The following is a 19,801-nucleotide window of genomic DNA, read 5'->3' on the forward strand; positions in this document are numbered from 1 at the left end:
ACCGTGGACGTGTGGAGCGGTCGATCGAGACCCAGGTCAGCCAGGCGGTAGACGCCTGGCTGCTGTGGCTGCCGCGATGGCAGCCGGCCACACACCGCGGTCGCGTCGCGCCCTGCCGGCGGTGCTTCGGATCCCCGGTGCTCTCTGCCGCGGGGCTCGGCGCCGACGTGCCGCACGGCGTGCAGCACGGACTCTCAACGCGAGTGAAGACGATCGTCGACCGCGCGGTGGCGGAGTACACGTCGCTGAACTTGCCCATGTTGCAGGCCGAACTCGACCAGCAGTCTGCGCGCAACCGTGCGCGCACCTACCGGCCGACGGAGGGGCTCGACCCCGAGTTCGAGGGGTTGCCGCTGGACCCCGATCCGGTCCCGGGCGCGCCGTTCCTCTTCACGATCTCGGGCATGGCCGAAGAGGCAGCGGCCAGCGTGCCCGATTTGCCTCCGCTCAGCGACGAGGCGAAAGCGGCGCTGCGACAAGAGGTGGGGCTCGCCGATGACTACGCGAACATGGTGGGCCGCGAGATCTGCACGATCTTGCTACACCACCGGCTGCGCATCCAGAACGCCGTGCACGAGTACGTCGAGCCTCAGATCGAGGCGATGCTCGAAGAGTTGACGCGCTCACTCGATGCGCCGTTCGACCCCTACGACCCGCCGTCGGAGTGACGCGAGCCCGCGGTGGCCCCGCGTACCATTCCACACCCGGTCGTGCAGGGTTTCTCGCGGAGGCCACGCGTTTGTTAGCATGACCGAGTTTGCGCATGTCTGCGCGACGAGGTCCGTGCGACGCGCGCCGGCGATCGACAGGTTAATCGGGGGTGTGCACGTGGCCAGCAGACTTCCTTCCGCGCCGCCGATCGTGCCGGGGCTCACCTACATCCGCCCGCTCGGTTCGGGCGGCTTCGCGGACGTGTTCCTGTACGAACAAGACATGCCTCGTCGCAACGTCGCGGTGAAGGTGATGCCGAGCGACGTGCGCGATCCCGAACTGCGGCGCATGTTCAACGCCGAGGCCGACGTGCTCGCGCACTTGTCGGCGCACCCGTCGATCGTGACGGTGTATCAGGCGAGCATTTCGGCCGACGGGCGCCCGTACATCGTCATGGAGTACTGCCCAGGCTCGCTCTCGCAGCGGTATCGCCTGGAGCGCCTGCCCGTGGATGAGGTGCTCATCACGGGTGTGCGCATGGCGAGCGCGCTCGAGTCGGCTCACCGAGCGGGCCTCGTGCACCGCGATGTGAAGCCGAGCAACATCCTGATCACCACGTTCGGGACCCCGGTTCTCGCCGACTTCGGCATTTCGTCGTCACTGCTCAACCGCGGTGCGGACGAGGTACTTGCGATGTCGATTCCGTGGTCGGCTCCCGAGGTGGTTTCAGAGCAGACCGCCGGCACGATCGCGAGCGAGGTCTGGAGTCTCGGCGCGACGGTCTACTCGCTGCTGGCAGGCCACAGTCCCTTCGAGCGCCGTGAGCGCGGTCAGAACACGAAGGACCTGCTGCGCCGTCGCATCGCTCGCGCGACCTACACCGACATCACGCGTGCGGATGTTCCGTCGTCGCTGCAGGCTGTGCTCGCGAAGGCGATGGCGCGCGAGCCCTCACGACGGTACGCATCGGCGCGCGAGTTCGGTGACGCGCTGCGGGCCGTGCAGGGTGAACTCGGGGGAGCGGTCACGCCGCTGGAGATCCCCGATGAAGAGTGGATGCCGTCGTCGGCGCCGGTCGACTTCGGTGACAGCGCGCTGCGCGGGCCCGCTCGTTCGAGCGTCGAGCACACGCGAGCGCGTAAGCGCGCCGCGGACGCGGGGATGACGTCGTTCGCCCGCGATGAGGACACGGAGTTCTCGGCGCCCACTCCCGTGCGCGGGTCGCGCTGGTTGTGGGTGCTGGGGGCCGTCACCGGCGGTCTCGTCGCCGTGGCTGTCGGCGTCGTGGCGACCCTCGTGGCGACGGGTGCGCTGCGATGAGGCGGAGCACCACGATCGGCTTGGTGGCGGCATCCGTCGTCACCGCTGTCGTGATTGGCGCCAGTGTCGTCTGGCCGGGGCTCGATGCCCAAGAGACGCCCGAGGTCGACGCGGCCGTGTGGGCGCTGCAGACCGGCGATGGGCGCCGCTACGCGCGTGTGAATACCGCGGTCGGCGAACTCGACACGGTGCGCAACGTGACCAATCCTGACCGCGTGGTGCAGACCGCTGACGCGGTCTATCTGTTCAGTGACAGCCTGAGCAAGGTGACGCGCATCGACGAGGCGTTGCCGCTCGACCTCGACGAGCAGGCGCTTGAAGACTCGGTGACGACCCCCGCGGGAACCGTCGCCGTCGCAACGGCTGGCGATCACGTGGCATACCGGACGGACGCCGGCGCCGTGTTCGTGGGCAGCCTGTCGGCGGGGGCAGCCGGGCAGATCGATCCGTTTCCGTCGGAGGATGAGGATGCTCCGCAGTACGCCGCGGATGCGATCGCGGTCGATGACGATGGACTCCTGTACGCCTACTCGCGCGCTGACGCGGCGGTCCTGACGTACGACATCACGGCCGATGCGGTGCGCTCGCGCGATCCACTCGAGGCCGAAGACCTCGCCAGTCCGGCGATTTCGGCGGCGAGTGGGGACTGGGTGCTCATCGACACCGAAGACGGCGATGTGTGGCGCAACGGCGCCGACAAGACCACCGCACCCACGACCGGAGCTGTGGTCGTGGGCTCGCCTGACCCGGATGCGACGTCGGTGTATCTCGCCGACGAGACGGGGCTCGTGGCCATCGACGTCGAGAGCGGTTCGATGACGACGTTGGCTGGCAACGGCACCACGGTGCGGGGGACCCCCGCGCCTCCGGTCAGTACGGATGGCGACGTCATGGCCGCGTGGCTCGGGCAGGGCGACAGCGGAGGGCTGTTGTGGACGGATGCCACGGGGGACGTGATCCTCGAATACGGTGGCGAGTCGCTCGGTGACCAGCGCCGCCCGGTGTTCGTGACAGGCGGGGCCACCACGATTCTCAATGACACGCGCTCGGGATGGGCGTGGAGCGTTCCCAGCGGCGCCCTTCTGCCCTCGAGCCAGGACTGGTCTCTCGACGACCGGACCGACCCCGAAGCGGTGCCGAGTGACGAAGAGCGCCAGGTGGTGCTCGACCCGAAACCCCCCGTTGCTGAGCCCGACGCCTTCGGTGTGCGCGCGGGCGCCCTGGCCACACTGCCGGTGCTGATGAACGACCACGACCCTAACGAGGACGTGCTCACCATCGTTCCCGACTCCGTCAGCGGCCTGGATCCCGAATTCGGCGTCGTGCGCATCACCGACGACGGCCAGCGACTGGCGGTGCAGACTGAGCCGGGGGCGGAGGGCACCGCCGAGTTCTCGTATGCCGTGCAAGACGGCACAACCGCCGACGGGCTGCGCTCCGAGCCGACGCGCGTGACGCTTTCGGTGTCGCCGGAGGCGAGCAACTCCGCGCCCGAATGGTGTGGTGTGGAGCAGTGCCTGCTCTCATGGCCGCAGCCCGAGGTGGCCCGCGGCGGCACGGTGGCTGTGCCCGTGCTGCCCGGCTGGGTCGATCCCGACGGCGACCCGCTCCTGCTCCTCGCCGTGGAGAACCCCTCCCGCGTCGGGAGCGTCGCCGCGACCCCCGCCGGCGAGGTGGTGTACCAGCACAGCGACACCGGCGCCGGGGGTGATGAGCTGGTCGAACTGACGGTCACGGTCGCCGATACCGCCGGTGCCGAGACGCAGCGCACTCTCCTGGTGCGCGTGTCGGCACAGCCGGCACTGCACGTGCAGTCGTTCTCCACCATCGATCTGGCGGGAGGACGCACCACCATCGATGTCGCCTCGCACGTCACGGGGACGACGGGCGCGCTCGCGCTCGAATCGGTGCGCGTGCTCGACGATGCGGCTGCCACAGCGACGGTCGTGGGCGGCTCGACGCAGTTCGACTTCACCGCGGCCGAACCGGGGACGTACCGTGTGGACTTCACGGTTACCGACGGCATCAGCGACGAGACGGGCACCGCGCTCATCACGCTGATCCCGGACGATTCGCAGGCGCAGCTGGCGACATCGCCCGTCGTCGCCTTCGTCTATCCGCAGGAAGATGCCACGCTCGACGTCTTCTCGGCCGTGTCGAACCCGACACGGCGTGTCCTGCTGCTGAGCGATCCGGTCGCGCGGGCTGAGCCCGGCGCACAGCTGGCGGTCGACGCTGTCGGCCAGAACAACCTGCGGGTCTCAGGAACGACAGCGACGGGCGCGCCCGGTCGCCTGGGCACTGTCGCCTACACCGTCAGTGATGGAACCGAGGACCAAGGTGCGCGCATTCAGGGGCAGGCGACGGTGTACCTGTTGCCGCCGGCGCCCGAGCTCGCCCCGATCGCCGTGGACGATTCGATCGTCGTCCGCGCGGGCGCGCAGATCGACATCCCGGTGCTGGAGAACGACATCGCGCCCTCGGGTGGCATCCCGACCCTCAATCCGGCCTCGGTGCACTCCTCGAGCGATGACGCGCTCGCCTTCGCCTCGGGCGATCGACTGCGTTACCTGGCGCCTGTCACACCCGGCGACTACACGATCGAGTACGAGGTGTTCACCACGGGTGCCCCCGCGCTCGCCGACGGCGCGACCGTGCGCGTGCGCGTGCTCGCCGCCGATGCCAACCGTGCTCCGGCGCCCGAGCGCGTCGAGGGGCGCGTCCTGAGCGGACAGTCGGTCACGATGGAGTTCGACGGCTACGGTGTCGACCCCGATGGCGACACAGTGACGCTGGATCGCATCGTGACGCAGCCCGATCGAGGTGCGGCGCAGATCTCGGCGGACGGGCGGTCGATCGTCTACAGCAGCGTGCCCGGCGACAGCGGGCAGGTGTCGTTCCGCTACCAGGTCGTCGACGAGTTCGGCGAGACGGGAGAAGGCGTCGCGCGGGTCGGTGTGCGTGATGCGGAATCGAACCCGAGTCCCGTGACATTCACCGACTATGTGCAAGTGCAGGCTGGCGGCGGCAACACCGTGCGTGTCAGTCCCCTCGCAAACGACATCGACCCCACGACGGGCACCCTCACCCTCACGGGTGTGCGCCCCGACCTCGCGGCGACGTTCGCCGACGGATCCGAAAACCCCGAATACACCCGGTTGAACGACCTCATCGAAGAGCAAGACGACTCGACGGTCGTGATCGGCGCGGGCGCGGAGCTCGGCACCATGTCGTTCCTCTACGATCTCGAGTCCGACTCGGGCAACACCGCGCGCGGCCTCATCGTGGTGCGCGTCGTGCGCGAGAGCGTGCCCGACTACCCCGTGGTGGCCGACACTGTGCTCACGGTTGAGACGCGCGACGAGTTCACTACCGGCGTCGATGTCCTGGACGGAAAGGTCGCGTGGTCGGGCGGCGATATCGGCAGCCTCGACGTGTCGCTGTGGAAGACCCCCGACGGCGTCACCGTTACGGGCAATCGGATCAGCGGCGAGCTCCCGGCAACCACGCGCCTGATCCCGTTCGCTGTCACCGGCGCCGCGAGCTCAGGTGCCGAGGTGACCACCTATGCGTTCCTGCGCGTGCCCGGTGAAGAGGACCTCGCACTGGCACTGCGCGCCGGAGCCCCGCCGGTCGAGGTCGATGAATTGGCGTCCACCACGTTCGATATGGCCGACCTCGTCGCGCTGCCTCGCGGCACCGTGCTGGACGTGGGGTCGAGCGTTGCGACATCCGGGGCGCGGGCCGAGGCATCCTGCACCCTCGAATCGGGTACGACGGTGCGGTACGACGCCGGTGCGAGTTCACCGTGGACGGACGCGTGCCTTGTGCCCGTGCGCCTGCAGGGGCAGGAGGAGTGGACGTACCTGTCGGTTCCCATCACCGTGCAAGCGCTGGATCCGCAGCCCGAGTTGAAGGCCGGATCCATGACCGTCGGACCGGGGGAGACAGCGACATTCGACCTGCGCGACCTCACGACGTGGCAGCTGCGAGAGGACTGGGGCGGCATCCGCTACTCGGTCGAGTACACCGGCGGCGCCTTCACCGTGTCGCAGAGCGGGTCGCAGGTCACCGTGACGGGCAAAGACGCGTCGCTGCCCGGAACCGAAGAGGCGGCGCTCGTTGCCGTGACCAGTCATCCCGACGTGGTGCCGGTCCGGCTGATCCTGCGGGTGGGCGCGGCACCGTCGACCCTGCCGCAGGGGGGCTCAGTAACACAGCAGTGCTCACAGGCGAGTGGATCGTCGTGCACGTTCTCAGTGATCGGTGCTTCGGGGGAGGTCAATCCCCTCCCGGGTACTCCGCTCGAGGTCGTCGCGGTGCGCGGAACGGGCGCCTGCATCGGTGTGAGCTTCGCCGTCGCCGGGTCATCACAGGTCACGGCCTCATGGACGAACGATGCGCCGGGCGCGACCTGCACCGCCACCTTCTCGGTGCGCGACGCACAGGGACGCGTCACGACCGCGCAGCGGGACGGCCGTGTGCTGCTCGACCTGCTCGGGTACCCCAAGGGTCCGTCGAGCGTGACGCAGAGCGCGTACGCCGACGGGTCGCTCACGCTTCGCGTCGACCCGGGTGAAGCACGATTGGCTTACCCGGCACTCACGGGATTCGTCGTTCGTCAGGGTGACGAGGTCGTGGCGCGCTGCGGCGCTGACGGCACGTGCCCGGCGATCGAAGCGCCGAACGGTGAACAGCGCACGTACGAGGTGACGGCGATCAGCGACGTCGGAGAATCGCGGCAGAGCGTGCGCACGGTCGCGTGGGCGTACGATGCGCCCGCCGCTCCGTCGAAGGTCGAGTCGCGCCCCGTGGTGACCTCTGACGGCAGCGGCAACGTCGTGGCCCTCACGATCAGCGGCATCGACGCCGCCCAAACCGGCACGCTCGAAATTTCGAGCCCCTCGGGGGAGAAGGTGCGTGTGCCCGTGGGGCGCAACCAGCAGACGCTCGAGGTGCGCACCTACCGTGTGGGGACAAACTCGGCGTCGCCGGTGACCGTGACCCCGTACTCGCGGTTCGACATTCCGAACGGACTGCCGGGGAACGCCTCGGGAGTCGCGACCACCGTGTCGGCGAACGGTGTGGGCGCCCCACGCGACGTACGGCTCTCCCTCGCGGCCACCTCGAACGGAGACGGCACCGCCGATATCACGGCGCGCGTGACGGCGACGGCCAACGGCGATGGCTCGACCCTCCGGTACGGCGTCGTCATGCAGGGTCGGTGCACGGTCTCAACCGATGGGCCCACCGTGACCTTCCCGCGTCTGCAGACCGGCGACAGCTACACCTTCACCGCGTGCGTCGAGTCGTATTGGGGTGAGGCATCGTATGGCCGCGGCGAGGCCACCGAGTCGATTCGCGCCTACCAGGATCGTGACGCACCCCAGGGCTGGACGTTCGTGGTTTCGGGAACCCCGAACGTGTCGACCTCTCGCGCCGAGTGGGTCATCCGCGACACCCCGAGCTCGTCCGAACGCATCCCGCGCCGTGCGCGCGCCGAGTTCAGCGGCGGCCCGCCGACCGGTGTGTTCGGTCAGGATCCCGGAATCCTCGTGCGCTACGTGCGCGATGACTGGACCGACTGGAAGACACCGTGGTCGCAGGTGACCCCCGCATCAGGGAGTGCGCCGTACCAGGTGCAGGTGTCGTGGAGCATTACCTCGTGTGTCGGCGGCAGCGACCTTACGCGGTGGTGGGATTCCTCCAGCGCCCCGGGCGGCGGCCAGGCGAACGTGGTGTTCGGCAACGGCGGGCTGCGGTACTACGACGACACCGGCGCGGTCCTCGCACACACCGCGGATACCTGGGCCGTCCCCGTCGGCGCCGTGCGCGTAGAAGGCGTCACCGTTTCGGCGGACTGGAGTGCGCGAGGCTGGGGGCTCTCCCCGGCATCCACGACCCTCTCTGCCACGTGCGATCCGAACCTGCCCCCGGAACCAGAACCGGAACCAGAACCAGAACCCGAGCCCGACCCCGACCCGGATCCGGAACCGTGACCATCGGCGACACCGCCATCGACACTCACACGACGAAAGACACACGATGACCCTCACGCAGGAGCAGGCGACGTGGTTCGCCCAGACGTTCGATCAGATCGCCGACAACGTCGAGCGCGCCGTGCTGGGAAAGCGTCACGTCGTCGAGCTGGTGCTCACCGCGATGCTCAGCGACGGCCACGTGCTGCTCGAAGACGTCCCGGGTACGGGAAAGACTTCGCTCGCGCGAGCCATCGCCCAGTCGGTGCAGGGCACCAACACTCGCATCCAGTTCACCCCCGATCTGCTCCCGAGTGACATCACGGGTGTCAGCGTCTACGACCAGAAGGAGGGCGTGTTCGAGTTCCACTCGGGGCCCATCTTCGCCAACATCGTGCTCGCCGACGAGATCAACCGGGCCAGCCCGAAGACGCAGGCCGCCCTGCTCGAAGTGATGGAAGAGGGCTCGGTCACGATCGACGGCGTCTCGCGACAGGTGGGCGTGCCGTTCCTCGTGCTGGCGACCCAGAACCCCGTCGAGCAGGCGGGCACCTACCGACTGCCCGAAGCACAGCTGGACCGCTTCATGATGCGTACGTCGCTCGGTTACCCCGACCACGCCGCGACGGTGCGCATCCTCGACGGTGCTGCAATCGCGACCGCGGAGCTCACGGCGATCATCACCCCCCAGGCGCTCGTGGGGATGGCCGACCTCGCCGCGCGCGCATACGTCGACGCCCTCGTGCTCGACTACATCGCGAGGCTCGTCGATGCGACCCGCGCAGCCGATGAGGTGCGTCTGGGCGTCAGCATCCGCGGTGCCCTCGCGCTGACGCGGGCCTCCCGCGCTCGCGCGGCGTCGCAGGGGCGCACGTACGTCACGCCCGACGACGTCAAGGCGCTCGCCGTCCCGATGCTCTCGCACCGACTGATCCTGCACCCCGAAGCCGAGTTCGACGGCGTGACGCAAGAGGCCGTCGTCGGTCAGGTGCTGCTCGACGTGGTGCCGCCCAGTAAGCGCGAATCGGCATGAGCCCCACCGAGTCCCGTCTCACCCGCACCTCCCTTGCTACCGGCACGGGGGGAGCCACGCAGCGCACATCCACGTCGGTCACCACGACCGGTCGGGGGCGCGTTGTCGTGCACGCGGTGGTGTGGTGGACTCGGTTCGCTCGCGCCACCGGAGCGGCGATCGCCCGCGCCGCGACCTGGGCGTCGCGCACCGTGCGACCCGCCGGCACGCTGATGGTCGCCGCGGCGTCCATCGGCCTCGTTCTCGGTGTCGTGTTCGGCTGGGTCGAGTGGATGGTCGCCGGTGCGATCGCGGTGCTGCTTCTCGTCGCCAGCGTGCCGTTCCTGTTCGGCGGCCGCGCATACGAGGTCGACCTCGTGCTCGAGCACGAGCGGATCGTGGCCGGGGAGGGGATCCTCGGCCAGATCGTGGTGCGCAACGAAGGTCGCCGTACGGCACTGCCGGGGCGGCTCGACATCCCGGTCGGCGCCGGGCTCGTCGAGTTCGGCGTTCCCTTGCTGCGCCCTGGGCATTCGCTTGCCCAGCCCCTCGACATCCCCGATCTGCGCCGCGGCATCGTCTCGGTGGGGCCTGCCACGACCGTGCGCAGTGATCCGGTCGGAATGCTACGACGCGAGCATCCGTTCGAAGACGTGCACGAGGTCTACGTGCACCCGCGCACCGTCGCGTTGCCGTCGACGAGCGCCGGCCTCATCCGCGACCTCGAGGGCAACCCCACCAAGCGCATCGTCGATGCCGATATCAACTTCCACGCGATTCGCGAGTACGTGCCGGGCGACTCGCGCCGGCAGATCCACTGGCGCTCGACGGCGAAGACCGGGCGTCTGATGGTGCGGCAGTACGAGGAGTCCCGCCGCTCGCGCATGGCGATCGTGCTGGCGTCCTCCGAAGCCGAGTTCTTCGATGCCGATGAGTTCGAACTCGCCGTCGGTTGTGCCGCCTCGCTGGGGTTGCGCGCGGTTCGCGACGCCCGCGATGTGGTGATCGCCACCGGTTCTGAGATCCCGCGCGCCGTGCGCGGGCGCCTGCGCGCCATCCAGCGGATCCCGGCGGCGTCGCCTCGCGTTCTGCTCGATGGGTTCTGCGCCGTGCAGCGTCGTGAGTTCACGATGCCGGTCGGCGACACGTGCCGGCTCACAGCCGAATCGGGCGACCAGCTGTCGATCGCCTTCCTCGTGGTGGGCTCGACGATGCCGCTCGCGACGCTTCAGCAGGCGGCGCTGGCGTTCCCGGCCGACACGGCTGTTGTGGCGGTGCGGTGTGACGAGCGTGCACACCCTCGCATCCAGTCTCTGCCGCCCCTCACGGTGCTTACGGTCGGCACCCTCGAAGACCTGTCGGGTCTGCTGCTTCGAGGAGCGACGTCATGAGCGATCGGCGGGCGGATGTGTTCGGGCCGGATGCCGCGGTCTCGCCGCGCGGTCGTGAGAACAGACCGTGGGTGAACCCGCGCGTGATCGCCGGCTCGCTGTACGCGGCGAGCATGGTCGCGATCGCGGCGGTGGCCGCCTGGCCGATCTACGTGTCGGTGAACTACCTCGTTCTGGTCGCGGTGGCGGTGCTCCTCGCGGCGGCCATCGCCGGGGTGTCGCGGCGGCTGCGTTGGAGCGGCTGGATCACCTCGGCGGTGCTGGTGGCGACGTTCTTCGTTGTGGGCGTGCCGCTGGCGGTGCCCTCGCGTCTGGGTGGTGTCGCCGATGTGTTTCGCGGGATGGGTGAGCTCGCCGCCGGAGTGTTCTTCGCGTGGAAGGACCTCGTCACGGTCGAGCTGCCCGTGGGCTCGTACCGCAACCTGCTGGTGCCCGCGCTGGTCGTCTTCCTCGTCGGCACGTGCGGATTGCTCCTGCTCGCGTGGCGGCGTTCGCGCGTGGCCTATGTCGCCGTGGTCGTGGGCATTGCGATGTGCGCGTTCGGTCTGTTCTTCGGGCGAACCAGCGTGAGCGCTCCGCTGTCGATCGGCCCGGTGACGCTATATGCGCCGCTCGAGACGGCTCTGGGAGCGGGGGCACTCGTGTCGTCGCTGGCGTGGCTGGCGTGGCGCACCCACGACGAGCGGGTGCGCGCGCTACAGCGCGCCGCAGTGACGAGCGGCGTGCGCGTCTCGCGGCGTCCGTCGCGTAGCGACCAGCGGCGCGTCGCCCTGGGGGCGGGCATGGTTGCCGCGGCGGTGGCGATCGCCGTGGCCGTGGTGCCGTTCGCCGCACGGGGCGCTGATCGCGACGTGCTGCGCTCGGCGGTGGGACCCGACATCGATCTGTCGGCGGCCGAGAGCCCGCTGTCGCAGTATCGCGCGTTGTTCGACGATCAGCGTGCCGAGCAGGTGATGTTCACCGTCGCCACGAGCGGCACCGCGCCGTCACGGATACGCATCGCCACGCTCGACGCATACGACGGCGAGGTGTTCCGCAGTGGCGGCGACGGGTCAGAGGAGTCCGGGCGCTTCTTGCGCGTGCCGTCGACTCTCGACGTCGGCGAGGGCGAGCCGGTCCAGGCCGAGATCACGATCGGGCAGCTCCCGGATATCTGGATGCCGACGGTTGACGGCCTCGAGCGGGTCGACTTCGCGGGGGCTCGCGCCGCGACGCTGGCCGACCACTTCTACTACAGCCAGACCGCGTCGGCGGGTGTGCAGACGGTGCCCGGCGGCTTCGCCGAAGGCGACACGTACACCGTGTCGGCCGTCCAGCCGCAGGTTCCGGAACTGGCCGAGATCTCGGCGCCGGGCGGCGCAGTCGGTGACGTGGCGATCCCTGACAGCGTCAGCGAATGGGTGGAAGAACATGCGCAGGGCAGTGGCGGTGAAGCGCTCGAGGGCCTTGTCGCTCTCCTGCGCGAGCGTGGATACCTGAGCCACGGCCTGAACGCGAGCGGTGACGAACAGCCGACGTGGGCGCAGACGCTCGGTGACTACACCGTGCAGCCGAGCGCCTCGGGTCACTCGCTGGCGCGCATCGACGCCCTGTTCCAACGTCTGCTCGAGCGCGAGAACGACCCGCGCGCGGAAGAGTCCGACAACTATGTCGCGGCGATCGGCGACGATGAGCAGTTCGCCGTCGCGACCGCGCTCATCGCGCGCGAACTCGGCTTTCCGTCGCGGGTGGTGTGGGGAGCGCGGATGGATGCCGAGCCCGGCGTTGCCGTCTGCGAGGCCGGGGTCTGCGAGGCGCAGGACCTCGTGGTGTGGACCGAAGTGGCATCCGATTCGGGCATGTGGGTGCCCATCGACGTGACACCGCAGTACGAGAACTCGCCCAGTTTGGATATCACCGAACTGCGCGACCCGAAGAACGTCACCGAGGTGCGCCCCGACACCGCGGAGAAGGTGCTCCCGCCCGACCCGTTGCAACAGGACACCGCGGTCGATGACGCCGATGCCGGCGATGACGGGGTTGACCTCGCATGGCTGTGGCCGGTGATCCGGATCGCGTTGATCGTGCTGTTGCTGTTGCTCCTCGCCTTCGGGCCGTTCTTGGTGGTGATCGCGGCCAAGGCCGCACGTCGTCGATCACGGCGCCGCGCACCGAGCCCCGCGGAGCGCATCGCGGGGGCGTGGGACGAGTACGTCGACGTGGCGGTGGACGCGGGCCGCGGCGCGCCAGGCGTCTTGACGCGGCGCGAGCTCGCAGCGGCGTTCGACACCCCTCAGGGGGAGTCGCTCGCGATCGCCGCCGATCGTGCGGTGTTCTCGGGGGCATCGGCGACCGATGCGGAAGCGTCCGAGGCCTGGGACATCCTTGCTGTCGAACGTCGCGCTCTGCGGGACGGACTCGGAGTGGGGAAGCGGTTCGTCGCGACCGTATCGTTGAGATCATTCGTTCGTCAGCTCTCGCCCGCACGGGCGCCACGCTCACGACTCGTTGAGAAGGGAAGGCGCGGCCAGGTGGCGCGCTCCACGCTATGAACACGATGCAAGACTCTTCAGCCGTTTTGGGGCTGGTCACGTTCCTGCTGATCGTCGGCGTCTACGTCTGGACCTCACTCGCCCTCGGGGCGGTGTTCCGCAAGTCCGGCGACGAGGCCTGGAAGGCGTGGGTCCCGATCTACAACCAGGTGATCCTGTTGCGCCTGGGTGGCTTCTCGCCGTTGCTCCTCCTGCTGTACCTGGTGCCTTTCTTCGGTGCCACGGCGGTGTGGATTCTGCAGATCGTCTCGTGTCACACGATCAACCGGGCCTTCGGGCTGGGCGGCGGCATGACGGTCCTCGCCGCCCTGCTCTTCCCGGTGTGGGCCACGGTGCTCGGTTTCGGTAGCGCCCGCTGGGTCGGTGACACCCCGCCGGGTGCATGGCCGCAGAAGGAATCGGATGCCGCGCCCGACCCGCTGCCGACGTCCCTCTCCACGGCTGCCCCCGAGGCGTACCACCCGTCATCCGACATCCCCGCCCCGACGGCGTGGGCACCGACACCGCCGCCGGCTGCATCCACTCCCCCTGCACCCCCGGCTGCGCCGCCCCTCCCGCCGCCGCCCACGATGTCGGCTGCTGCTGCTGCGGCTGCCGGGCCCCGCCGCGGGAGCGCCGACGACACCCCGGTGGATCAGTCGGAAGGACTGATCTCCTCGGTGCCGTATTCGCGCCCCGGTGCGCCTGAAGCTCCCGAAGTTCCCGAGCGTCCGGCGGTCTTTCCCCCGATGACGCTCGATACGGATGATGATTGGGAGGACACCAGCGCCCCCGCATCGTCGCACACCCCGGTCTCCGCAGTGCGGGGCGGGGAGGACGACCCCGACGCACCGCCACCCGGTGTGCTGCGCCGGTCGGCGTTCGACTCGATGGCCGACGAGGTGACCCTGCCTCCGGTGACGCGCGTTCCCGCAGACCCCCCGTCGGCACCCGATCGTGATCCCTGGGCGCCGAACGAGTCCGAGCCGTTCCCCGAGACGTCGGGACCGGTTTCGGCCGTCGTCGGGGCGCCCGAGGCTGGCATGCCACGATCGGCGCGCACGTCGGTATCGGCGCACCACACGCGGCCTGAAATTCCCGACGAGGATGACAGCCTCGACGAGACGGTGATCGCACGGCGGCGCCGGACGAACTGGGCGCTCGTGCTCCCCTCGGGTGATCCGGTGGCGCTCATCGCTGACGTCGTCCTCGTTGGCCGACGTCCCTCGCCGCGTGCCGACCACCCTGGTGCACAACTGGTGGCGGTCGACGACGGGACGGTGTCGAAGACGCATGCCCTCCTGCAACTGCGCGACGACCGGTGGTACATCACCGACCTCGACTCCACGAACGGCGTGATCTTCGCCACGCTCGTGGGCACCGAGGTCGAGGCGACGCCGGGCGTCGAGACCGAAGCGGGGGACCGGTTCCTCCTCGGTGACGCCGAGGTGCGTCTCGTACGGAGCGACGGGTGAGCGACCTCCCCGACGACGACACCAGACTTTCTCGACGCCGGCGACAGGGCGACGTCGATGATGCGACGGTGCTGTCGTCGCGTTCGGCGGGCCGCGGAGTCGAGCCCGATGATGAGACGGTGCTGTCGTCGCGTTCCGCGCGCCGCGGAGTCGAACCCGATGACGCAACGGTCTTGTCGTCGCGCGCTGCGAGGGGCAACGAAACGGAGGACGCAACCGTCCTCTCGTCGCGTTCTGCGCGGGCCGAAGCCGTGGACGTCGATGACACGATCGACCGCGATGAGCTGACCGACCGCGATGACACGGTGCTCTCCCCGCGGACTGTCCCCAATCCCGCCTCCGACGTCAGCCCGGCCGCGCCCGAAACCACGCCGCGCCGGGCGTCGGCTCCGCAGACCGAAGGGCAGATCTATCGCGCCCGCGCCGACGAACCTGTGCGGGTCCCGCGCAGCGAGCCCGTCCCTCGCGCACCCGGCGAGCACGTCGACCATGCGGCGCGCCAGTCGGCGGCCCGGCGGCGGACACGTACCCGTGCTGTCGTGGCGCTCGTGGTGGCATCCATCGTCCTCATTGGCGCCACCGTGGCACTGATCGCGGTCATCGGAAGCGGCGCCTAACCGCGTTTGCCCCACCCCCCGATCACGCGTATCATTGAGCGGGTGTGTGTTCACGCACGCCGTCAGCCGTGCCCGAGTGTCATCGGGGCGACCGGCGGGGGAGAACAACACACAACGGGACCGACCTGCGAACAGGTCACCCCCACGGCATATCCACCAACAACACACGCGTTTCGCGTCGTGCGGCGGATCTGTGGTGAAACCACCATCGCTGTCACCGTGCAGCACCTGTGCGAAACCAAAAGAATCGCGCAGAACAACAAGGAGAGAACGTGCCAACCATTCAGCAGTTGGTTCGCAAGGGCCGCACGCCGAAGGTCACCAAGACCAAGGCTCCCGCGCTCAAGTCGAACCCGCAGCAGGCGGGTGTCTGCACCCGCGTGTACACCACCACCCCGAAGAAGCCGAACTCGGCGATGCGCAAGGTCGCTCGTGTGAAGCTCCGCAACGGCACCGAGGTCACCGCGTACATCCCCGGCGAAGGTCACAACCTTCAGGAGCACTCGCTGGTGCTCGTCCGTGGTGGTCGTGTCAAGGACCTGCCCGGTGTTCGTTACAAGATCGTCCGCGGTGCACTCGACACCCAGGCCGTCAAGAACCGTAAGCAGGCTCGCAGCCGCTACGGCGCAAAGAAGGGTTGAGTTAGATGCCTCGTAAGGGCCCCGCACCCAAGCGCCCCGTCGTCAACGACCCGGTATACGGCGCACCCATCGTCACGCAGCTCGTGAACAAGATCCTCGTCGACGGCAAGAAGTCCATCGCCGAGTCGATCGTCTACACCGCCCTCCGTGGCGTTGAGGCGAAGAACGGTCAGGACGCTGTCGCCACCCTGAAGAAGGCGCTCGACAACGTGCGCCCGACTCTCGAGGTCAAGAGCCGCCGCGTCGGTGGTTCGACTTACCAGGTGCCGGTCGAGGTCAAGCCTCACCGCGCCAACACGCTCGCACTGCGCTGGCTCGTCAGCTACGCCAAAGGCCGTCGTGAGAAGACCATGACCGAGCGCCTCCAGAACGAAATCCTGGATGCCTCGAACGGCCTGGGTGCCGCGGTGAAGCGCCGCGAAGACACCCACAAGATGGCTGAGTCGAACCGCGCCTTCGCGCACTACCGCTGGTAACAGCGACGGTGGCCGGGTTGTGGCATCCGCTGCACCCGGCCACCCCCACCGCCTGATCGGCACACACGATCACTCTGGATTCCAAAAGTAAGGAACACCCCGTGGCACAAGAAGTGCTCACCGACCTCAACAAGGTCCGCAACATCGGCATCATGGCGCACATCGATGCCGGCAAGACGACGACGACCGAGCGCATCCTGTTCTACACGGGCGTCAACCACAAGCTGGGTGAAACCCACGACGGTGCGTCGACCACCGACTGGATGGAGCAGGAGAAGGAGCGCGGCATCACGATCACGTCTGCCGCCGTGACCTGCTTCTGGAACAAGAACCAGATCAACATCATCGACACCCCCGGCCACGTGGACTTCACGGTCGAGGTCGAGCGCTCGCTGCGCGTGCTCGACGGTGCCGTTGCCGTCTTCGACGGCAAGGAGGGCGTCGAGCCCCAGTCCGAGACCGTGTGGCGTCAGGCTGACAAGTACGACGTGCCCCGCATCTGCTTCGTCAACAAGATGGACAAGCTGGGCGCTGACTTCTACTTCACTGTCGACACCATCGTCAGCCGCCTGGGCGCAAAGCCGCTCGTGCTGCAGCTGCCGATCGGTGCCGAGAACGACTTCGTGGGTGTCATCGACCTCGTCGAGATGCGCGCACTGGTGTGGCCCGGCGATGCCAAGGGTGACGTGACCATGGGCGCCAAGTACGAGGTGCAGGAGATCCCCGCTGACCTCGCCGACCGCGCCGCCGAGTACCGCGAGAAGCTGCTCGAAACGGTTGCCGAGTCCGACGAGGCACTCCTGGAGAAGTACTTCGGTGGCGAAGAGCTGACCGTTGAAGAGATCAAGACCGCCATCCGCAAGATGACCGTCGCCGGTGAGCTCTACCCGGTTCTGTGTGGCTCGGCCTTCAAGAACCGCGGTGTGCAGCCCATGCTCGACGCCGTCGTGGACTTCCTCCCGTCGCCCCTCGACGTGCCCGCCATCGAGGCGCACGACCCGAAGGACGAAGAGCGCATCATCGAGCGTCACCCCGACGCCAACGACCCGTTCGCAGCACTCGCGTTCAAGGTCGCCGTGCACCCGTTCTTCGGTCGCCTGACCTACGTCCGCGTCTACTCGGGCAAGCTCGAGTCGGGCGCCCAGGTCATCAACTCGACCAAGGGCAAGAAGGAGCGCATCGGAAAGATCTTCCAGATGCACGCCAACAAGGAGAACCCGGTCGACTCGGTCACCGCGGGCAACATCTACGCCGTCATCGGCCTCAAGGACACCACCACCGGTGACACCCTGGCTGACCCGGCAGAGCCCGTCGTCCTCGAGTCGATGACGTTCCCCGAACCCGTCATCGAGGTCGCGATCGAGCCGAAGACCAAGGCCGACCAGGAGAAGCTGGGTCTGGCGATCCAGAAGCTCGCTGAAGAGGACCCGACCTTCCGCACCGAGCTCAACCCCGAGACGGGTCAGACCGTCATCAAGGGTATGGGTGAGCTGCACCTCGACATCCTCGTTGACCGCATGAAGCGCGAGTTCCGCGTTGAGGCCAACGTCGGAAAGCCGCAGGTGGCGTACCGCGAGACGATCCGCAAGACCGTCGAGCGTCACGACTACACCCACAAGAAGCAGACCGGTGGTTCGGGTCAGTTCGCGAAGATCCAGTTCGCGATCGAGCCCCTCGAGGTGACGGCTGAGAAGACGTACGAGTTCGAGAACAAGGTCACCGGTGGCCGTATCCCGCGCGAGTACATCGAGCCCACCAACCAGGGCTTCCAGGAAGCCATGAACGTCGGCGTGCTCGCCGGCTACCCCATGGTGGGCGTGAAGGCCATCCTCATCGATGGTGCATCGCACGATGTCGACTCGTCGGAAATGGCGTTCAAGATCGCCGGTTCGATGGGCTTCAAGGAGGCCGTCCGCAAGGCGAACCCCGTCATCCTCGAGCCGCTCATGGCGGTCGAGGTGCGTACTCCCGAGGAGTACATGGGCGACGTCATCGGCGACCTGAACTCGCGTCGCGGCCAGATCCAGTCGATGGAGGACGCCGCTGGCGTCAAGGTCGTGCGCGCACTCGTCCCGCTCTCCGAGATGTTCGGCTACATCGGTGACCTCCGCTCGAAGACTTCGGGTCGCGCGGTCTACTCGATGGAGTTCGACAGCTACAGCGAGGTTCCTCGCGCCGTGGCCGACGAGATCGTCCAGAAGAACAAGGGCGAGTAATACTTCGGATGCCACGCCTCGCGCTTTGCCCGGGGTGTGGCATCCGGTCACAATTGCATAGTGTGTGTGGATGGTCTGTCGATGACGGCGGATCAGATGCACAGTTTTCATCAACCTGTCTCCACTAGGGTGGAGGCATCCCTCGTAGAGAACCGGTCGCAAACCAGCGCCCGGCGCCTCTACACGACGTCCTGAGGAGGACCCAGTGGCTAAGGCCAAGTTCGAGCGGACCAAGCCGCACGTAAACATCGGAACGATCGGTCACGTCGACCACGGCAAGACCACGCTCACCGCTGCCATCTCGAAGGTGCTCGCCGACAAGTACCCGTCGGCCACTAACGTGCAGCGTGACTTCGCGTCGATCGACTCGGCTCCGGAAGAGCGTCAGCGCGGTATCACGATCAACATCTCGCACGTCGAGTACGAGACCCCCAAGCGTCACTACGCACACGTTGACGCCCCGGGTCACGCCGACTACATCAAGAACATGATCACCGGTGCTGCCCAGATGGACGGCGCGATCCTCGTGGTCGCCGCCACCGACGGCCCGATGGCACAGACCCGCGAGCACGTTCTGCTCGCCAAGCAGGTCGGCGTTCCCTACCTGCTCGTCGCGCTGAACAAGTCCGACATGGTCGACGACGAGGAGATCCTGGAGCTCGTCGAGCTCGAGGTTCGCGAGCTTCTGTCGTCGCAGGACTTCGACGGTGACAACGCTCCCGTCATTCAGGTCTCGGGCCTCAAGGCTCTTGAGGGTGACGAGAAGTGGGTCAACCAGGTCCTCGCGCTCATGGAAGCTGTCGACGAGTCGATCCCGGACCCGGTGCGTGACAAGGACAAGCCGTTCCTCATGCCCGTCGAGGACGTCTTCACCATCACCGGCCGTGGCACGGTTGTGACGGGTCGCGCCGAGCGCGGTACCCTCGCGATCAACTCCGAGGTCGAGATCGTCGGCATCCGCCCGACGCAGAAGACGATCGTCACCGGTATCGAGATGTTCCACAAGCAGCTCGACGAGGCATGGGCCGGCGAGAACTGTGGTCTGCTCCTGCGCGGCACCAAGCGTGACGACGTCGAGCGTGGCCAGGTTGTCGTCAAGCCCGGCTCGGTGACCCCGCACACCGACTTCGAGGGCACGGCGTACATCCTGTCCAAGGACGAGGGTGGCCGTCACAACCCGTTCTTCACGAACTACCGTCCGCAGTTCTACTTCCGTACCACGGACGTCACCGGCGTCATCACGCTGCCTGAGGGCACCGAGATGGTCATGCCTGGCGACACCACCGACATGTCGGTCGAGCTCATCCAGCCGATCGCTATGGAAGAGGGCCTCGGCTTCGCTATCCGTGAGGGTGGCCGCACCGTTGGTGCCGGTACCGTCACCAAGATCCTCAAGTAATCTGAGCTGATCTGATTTACGAAAGGCCCCCGGGATTCGTTCCGGGGGCCTTTCGCATGCCTGCGAATCACTCAACGAGTGGGTATCGATGCGCGCGAATGCACCTTCGGATAAT

The 19,801-nt window shown here is 67.9% G+C and carries 12 protein-coding genes; all 12 read left to right on the forward strand.

The window, feature by feature from the left end; genetic code table 11:
• Positions 1-11 precede the first annotated feature (11 nt).
• The 12 genes from ON062_RS01325 to tuf all read left to right on the forward strand — a co-directional run bounded on the left by ON062_RS01325 (position 12) and on the right by tuf (position 19,686).
• Positions 12-668 carry a spermidine/putrescine ABC transporter substrate-binding protein gene (locus ON062_RS01325; RefSeq protein ID WP_274645327.1) on the forward strand — a complete coding sequence of 219 codons (657 nt, stop codon included), beginning with the start codon at positions 12-14 and terminating at the stop codon, positions 666-668.
• Between the two features lie 160 nt (positions 669-828).
• On the forward strand, positions 829-1,971 hold the full coding sequence (locus ON062_RS01330) for a serine/threonine-protein kinase (protein ID WP_274645328.1): 1,143 nt from the start codon (positions 829-831) through the stop codon (positions 1,969-1,971).
• Positions 1,968-7,970 carry an Ig-like domain-containing protein gene (locus tag ON062_RS01335; protein ID WP_274645329.1) on the forward strand — a complete coding sequence of 2,001 codons (6,003 nt, stop codon included), beginning with the start codon at positions 1,968-1,970 and terminating at the stop codon, positions 7,968-7,970. The genes ON062_RS01330 and ON062_RS01335 overlap by 4 nt, the downstream gene beginning before the upstream one ends.
• 46 nt (positions 7,971-8,016) lie before the next feature.
• Positions 8,017-8,982: a MoxR family ATPase gene (locus tag ON062_RS01340; protein WP_274645330.1), complete on the forward strand. Its 966-nt coding sequence runs from the start codon at positions 8,017-8,019 to the stop codon at positions 8,980-8,982.
• Positions 8,979-10,352, forward strand: a complete 1,374-nt coding sequence (locus ON062_RS01345) for a DUF58 domain-containing protein (RefSeq protein ID WP_274645331.1) — start codon at positions 8,979-8,981, stop codon at positions 10,350-10,352. Before ON062_RS01340 ends, ON062_RS01345 begins: the two co-directional genes overlap by 4 nt.
• Positions 10,349-12,883 (forward strand): transglutaminase-like domain-containing protein, encoded by a 2,535-nt coding sequence (locus tag ON062_RS01350; protein ID WP_274645332.1) that lies wholly within the window; start codon positions 10,349-10,351, stop codon positions 12,881-12,883. Before ON062_RS01345 ends, ON062_RS01350 begins: the two co-directional genes overlap by 4 nt.
• A gap of 5 nt (positions 12,884-12,888) precedes the next feature.
• Positions 12,889-14,337: a DUF5684 domain-containing protein gene (locus ON062_RS01355; RefSeq protein ID WP_274645333.1), complete on the forward strand. Its 1,449-nt coding sequence runs from the start codon at positions 12,889-12,891 to the stop codon at positions 14,335-14,337.
• Positions 14,334-14,954: a hypothetical protein gene (locus tag ON062_RS01360; RefSeq protein WP_274645334.1), complete on the forward strand. Its 621-nt coding sequence runs from the start codon at positions 14,334-14,336 to the stop codon at positions 14,952-14,954. The genes ON062_RS01355 and ON062_RS01360 overlap by 4 nt, the downstream gene beginning before the upstream one ends.
• A gap of 272 nt (positions 14,955-15,226) precedes the next feature.
• Entirely contained in the window at positions 15,227-15,595 is a 369-nt protein-coding gene (gene rpsL, locus ON062_RS01365; RefSeq protein WP_036318318.1) for a 30S ribosomal protein S12, read from the forward strand.
• Between the two features lie 5 nt (positions 15,596-15,600).
• On the forward strand, positions 15,601-16,071 hold the full coding sequence (gene rpsG / locus ON062_RS01370) for a 30S ribosomal protein S7 (RefSeq protein WP_045275957.1): 471 nt from the start codon (positions 15,601-15,603) through the stop codon (positions 16,069-16,071).
• A gap of 101 nt (positions 16,072-16,172) precedes the next feature.
• Positions 16,173-18,287 carry an elongation factor G gene (gene fusA / locus ON062_RS01375; protein ID WP_274645335.1) on the forward strand — a complete coding sequence of 705 codons (2,115 nt, stop codon included), beginning with the start codon at positions 16,173-16,175 and terminating at the stop codon, positions 18,285-18,287.
• Between the two features lie 205 nt (positions 18,288-18,492).
• Entirely contained in the window at positions 18,493-19,686 is a 1,194-nt protein-coding gene (tuf, locus tag ON062_RS01380) for an elongation factor Tu (RefSeq protein WP_274645336.1), read from the forward strand.
• Positions 19,687-19,801 lie beyond the last annotated feature (115 nt).

It is taken from the genome of Microbacterium sp. C7(2022) (assembly GCF_028823665.1).
GTDB lineage: Bacteria > Actinomycetota > Actinomycetes > Actinomycetales > Microbacteriaceae > Microbacterium.

Excerpts from the sequence above, each read along its gene's own strand:
- rpsG (WP_045275957.1), top strand. The coding sequence starts at position 15,601 with ATGCCTCGTAAGGGCCCCGCACCCAAGCGCCCCGTCGTCAACGACCCG.
- ON062_RS01350 (WP_274645332.1), top strand. The coding sequence starts at position 10,349 with ATGAGCGATCGGCGGGCGGATGTGTTCGGGCCGGATGCCGCGGTCTCG.
- ON062_RS01355 (WP_274645333.1), top strand. The coding sequence starts at position 12,889 with ATGCAAGACTCTTCAGCCGTTTTGGGGCTGGTCACGTTCCTGCTGATC.
- ON062_RS01340 (WP_274645330.1), top strand. The coding sequence starts at position 8,017 with ATGACCCTCACGCAGGAGCAGGCGACGTGGTTCGCCCAGACGTTCGAT.
- ON062_RS01345 (WP_274645331.1), top strand. The coding sequence starts at position 8,979 with ATGAGCCCCACCGAGTCCCGTCTCACCCGCACCTCCCTTGCTACCGGC.
- ON062_RS01335 (WP_274645329.1), top strand. The coding sequence starts at position 1,968 with ATGAGGCGGAGCACCACGATCGGCTTGGTGGCGGCATCCGTCGTCACC.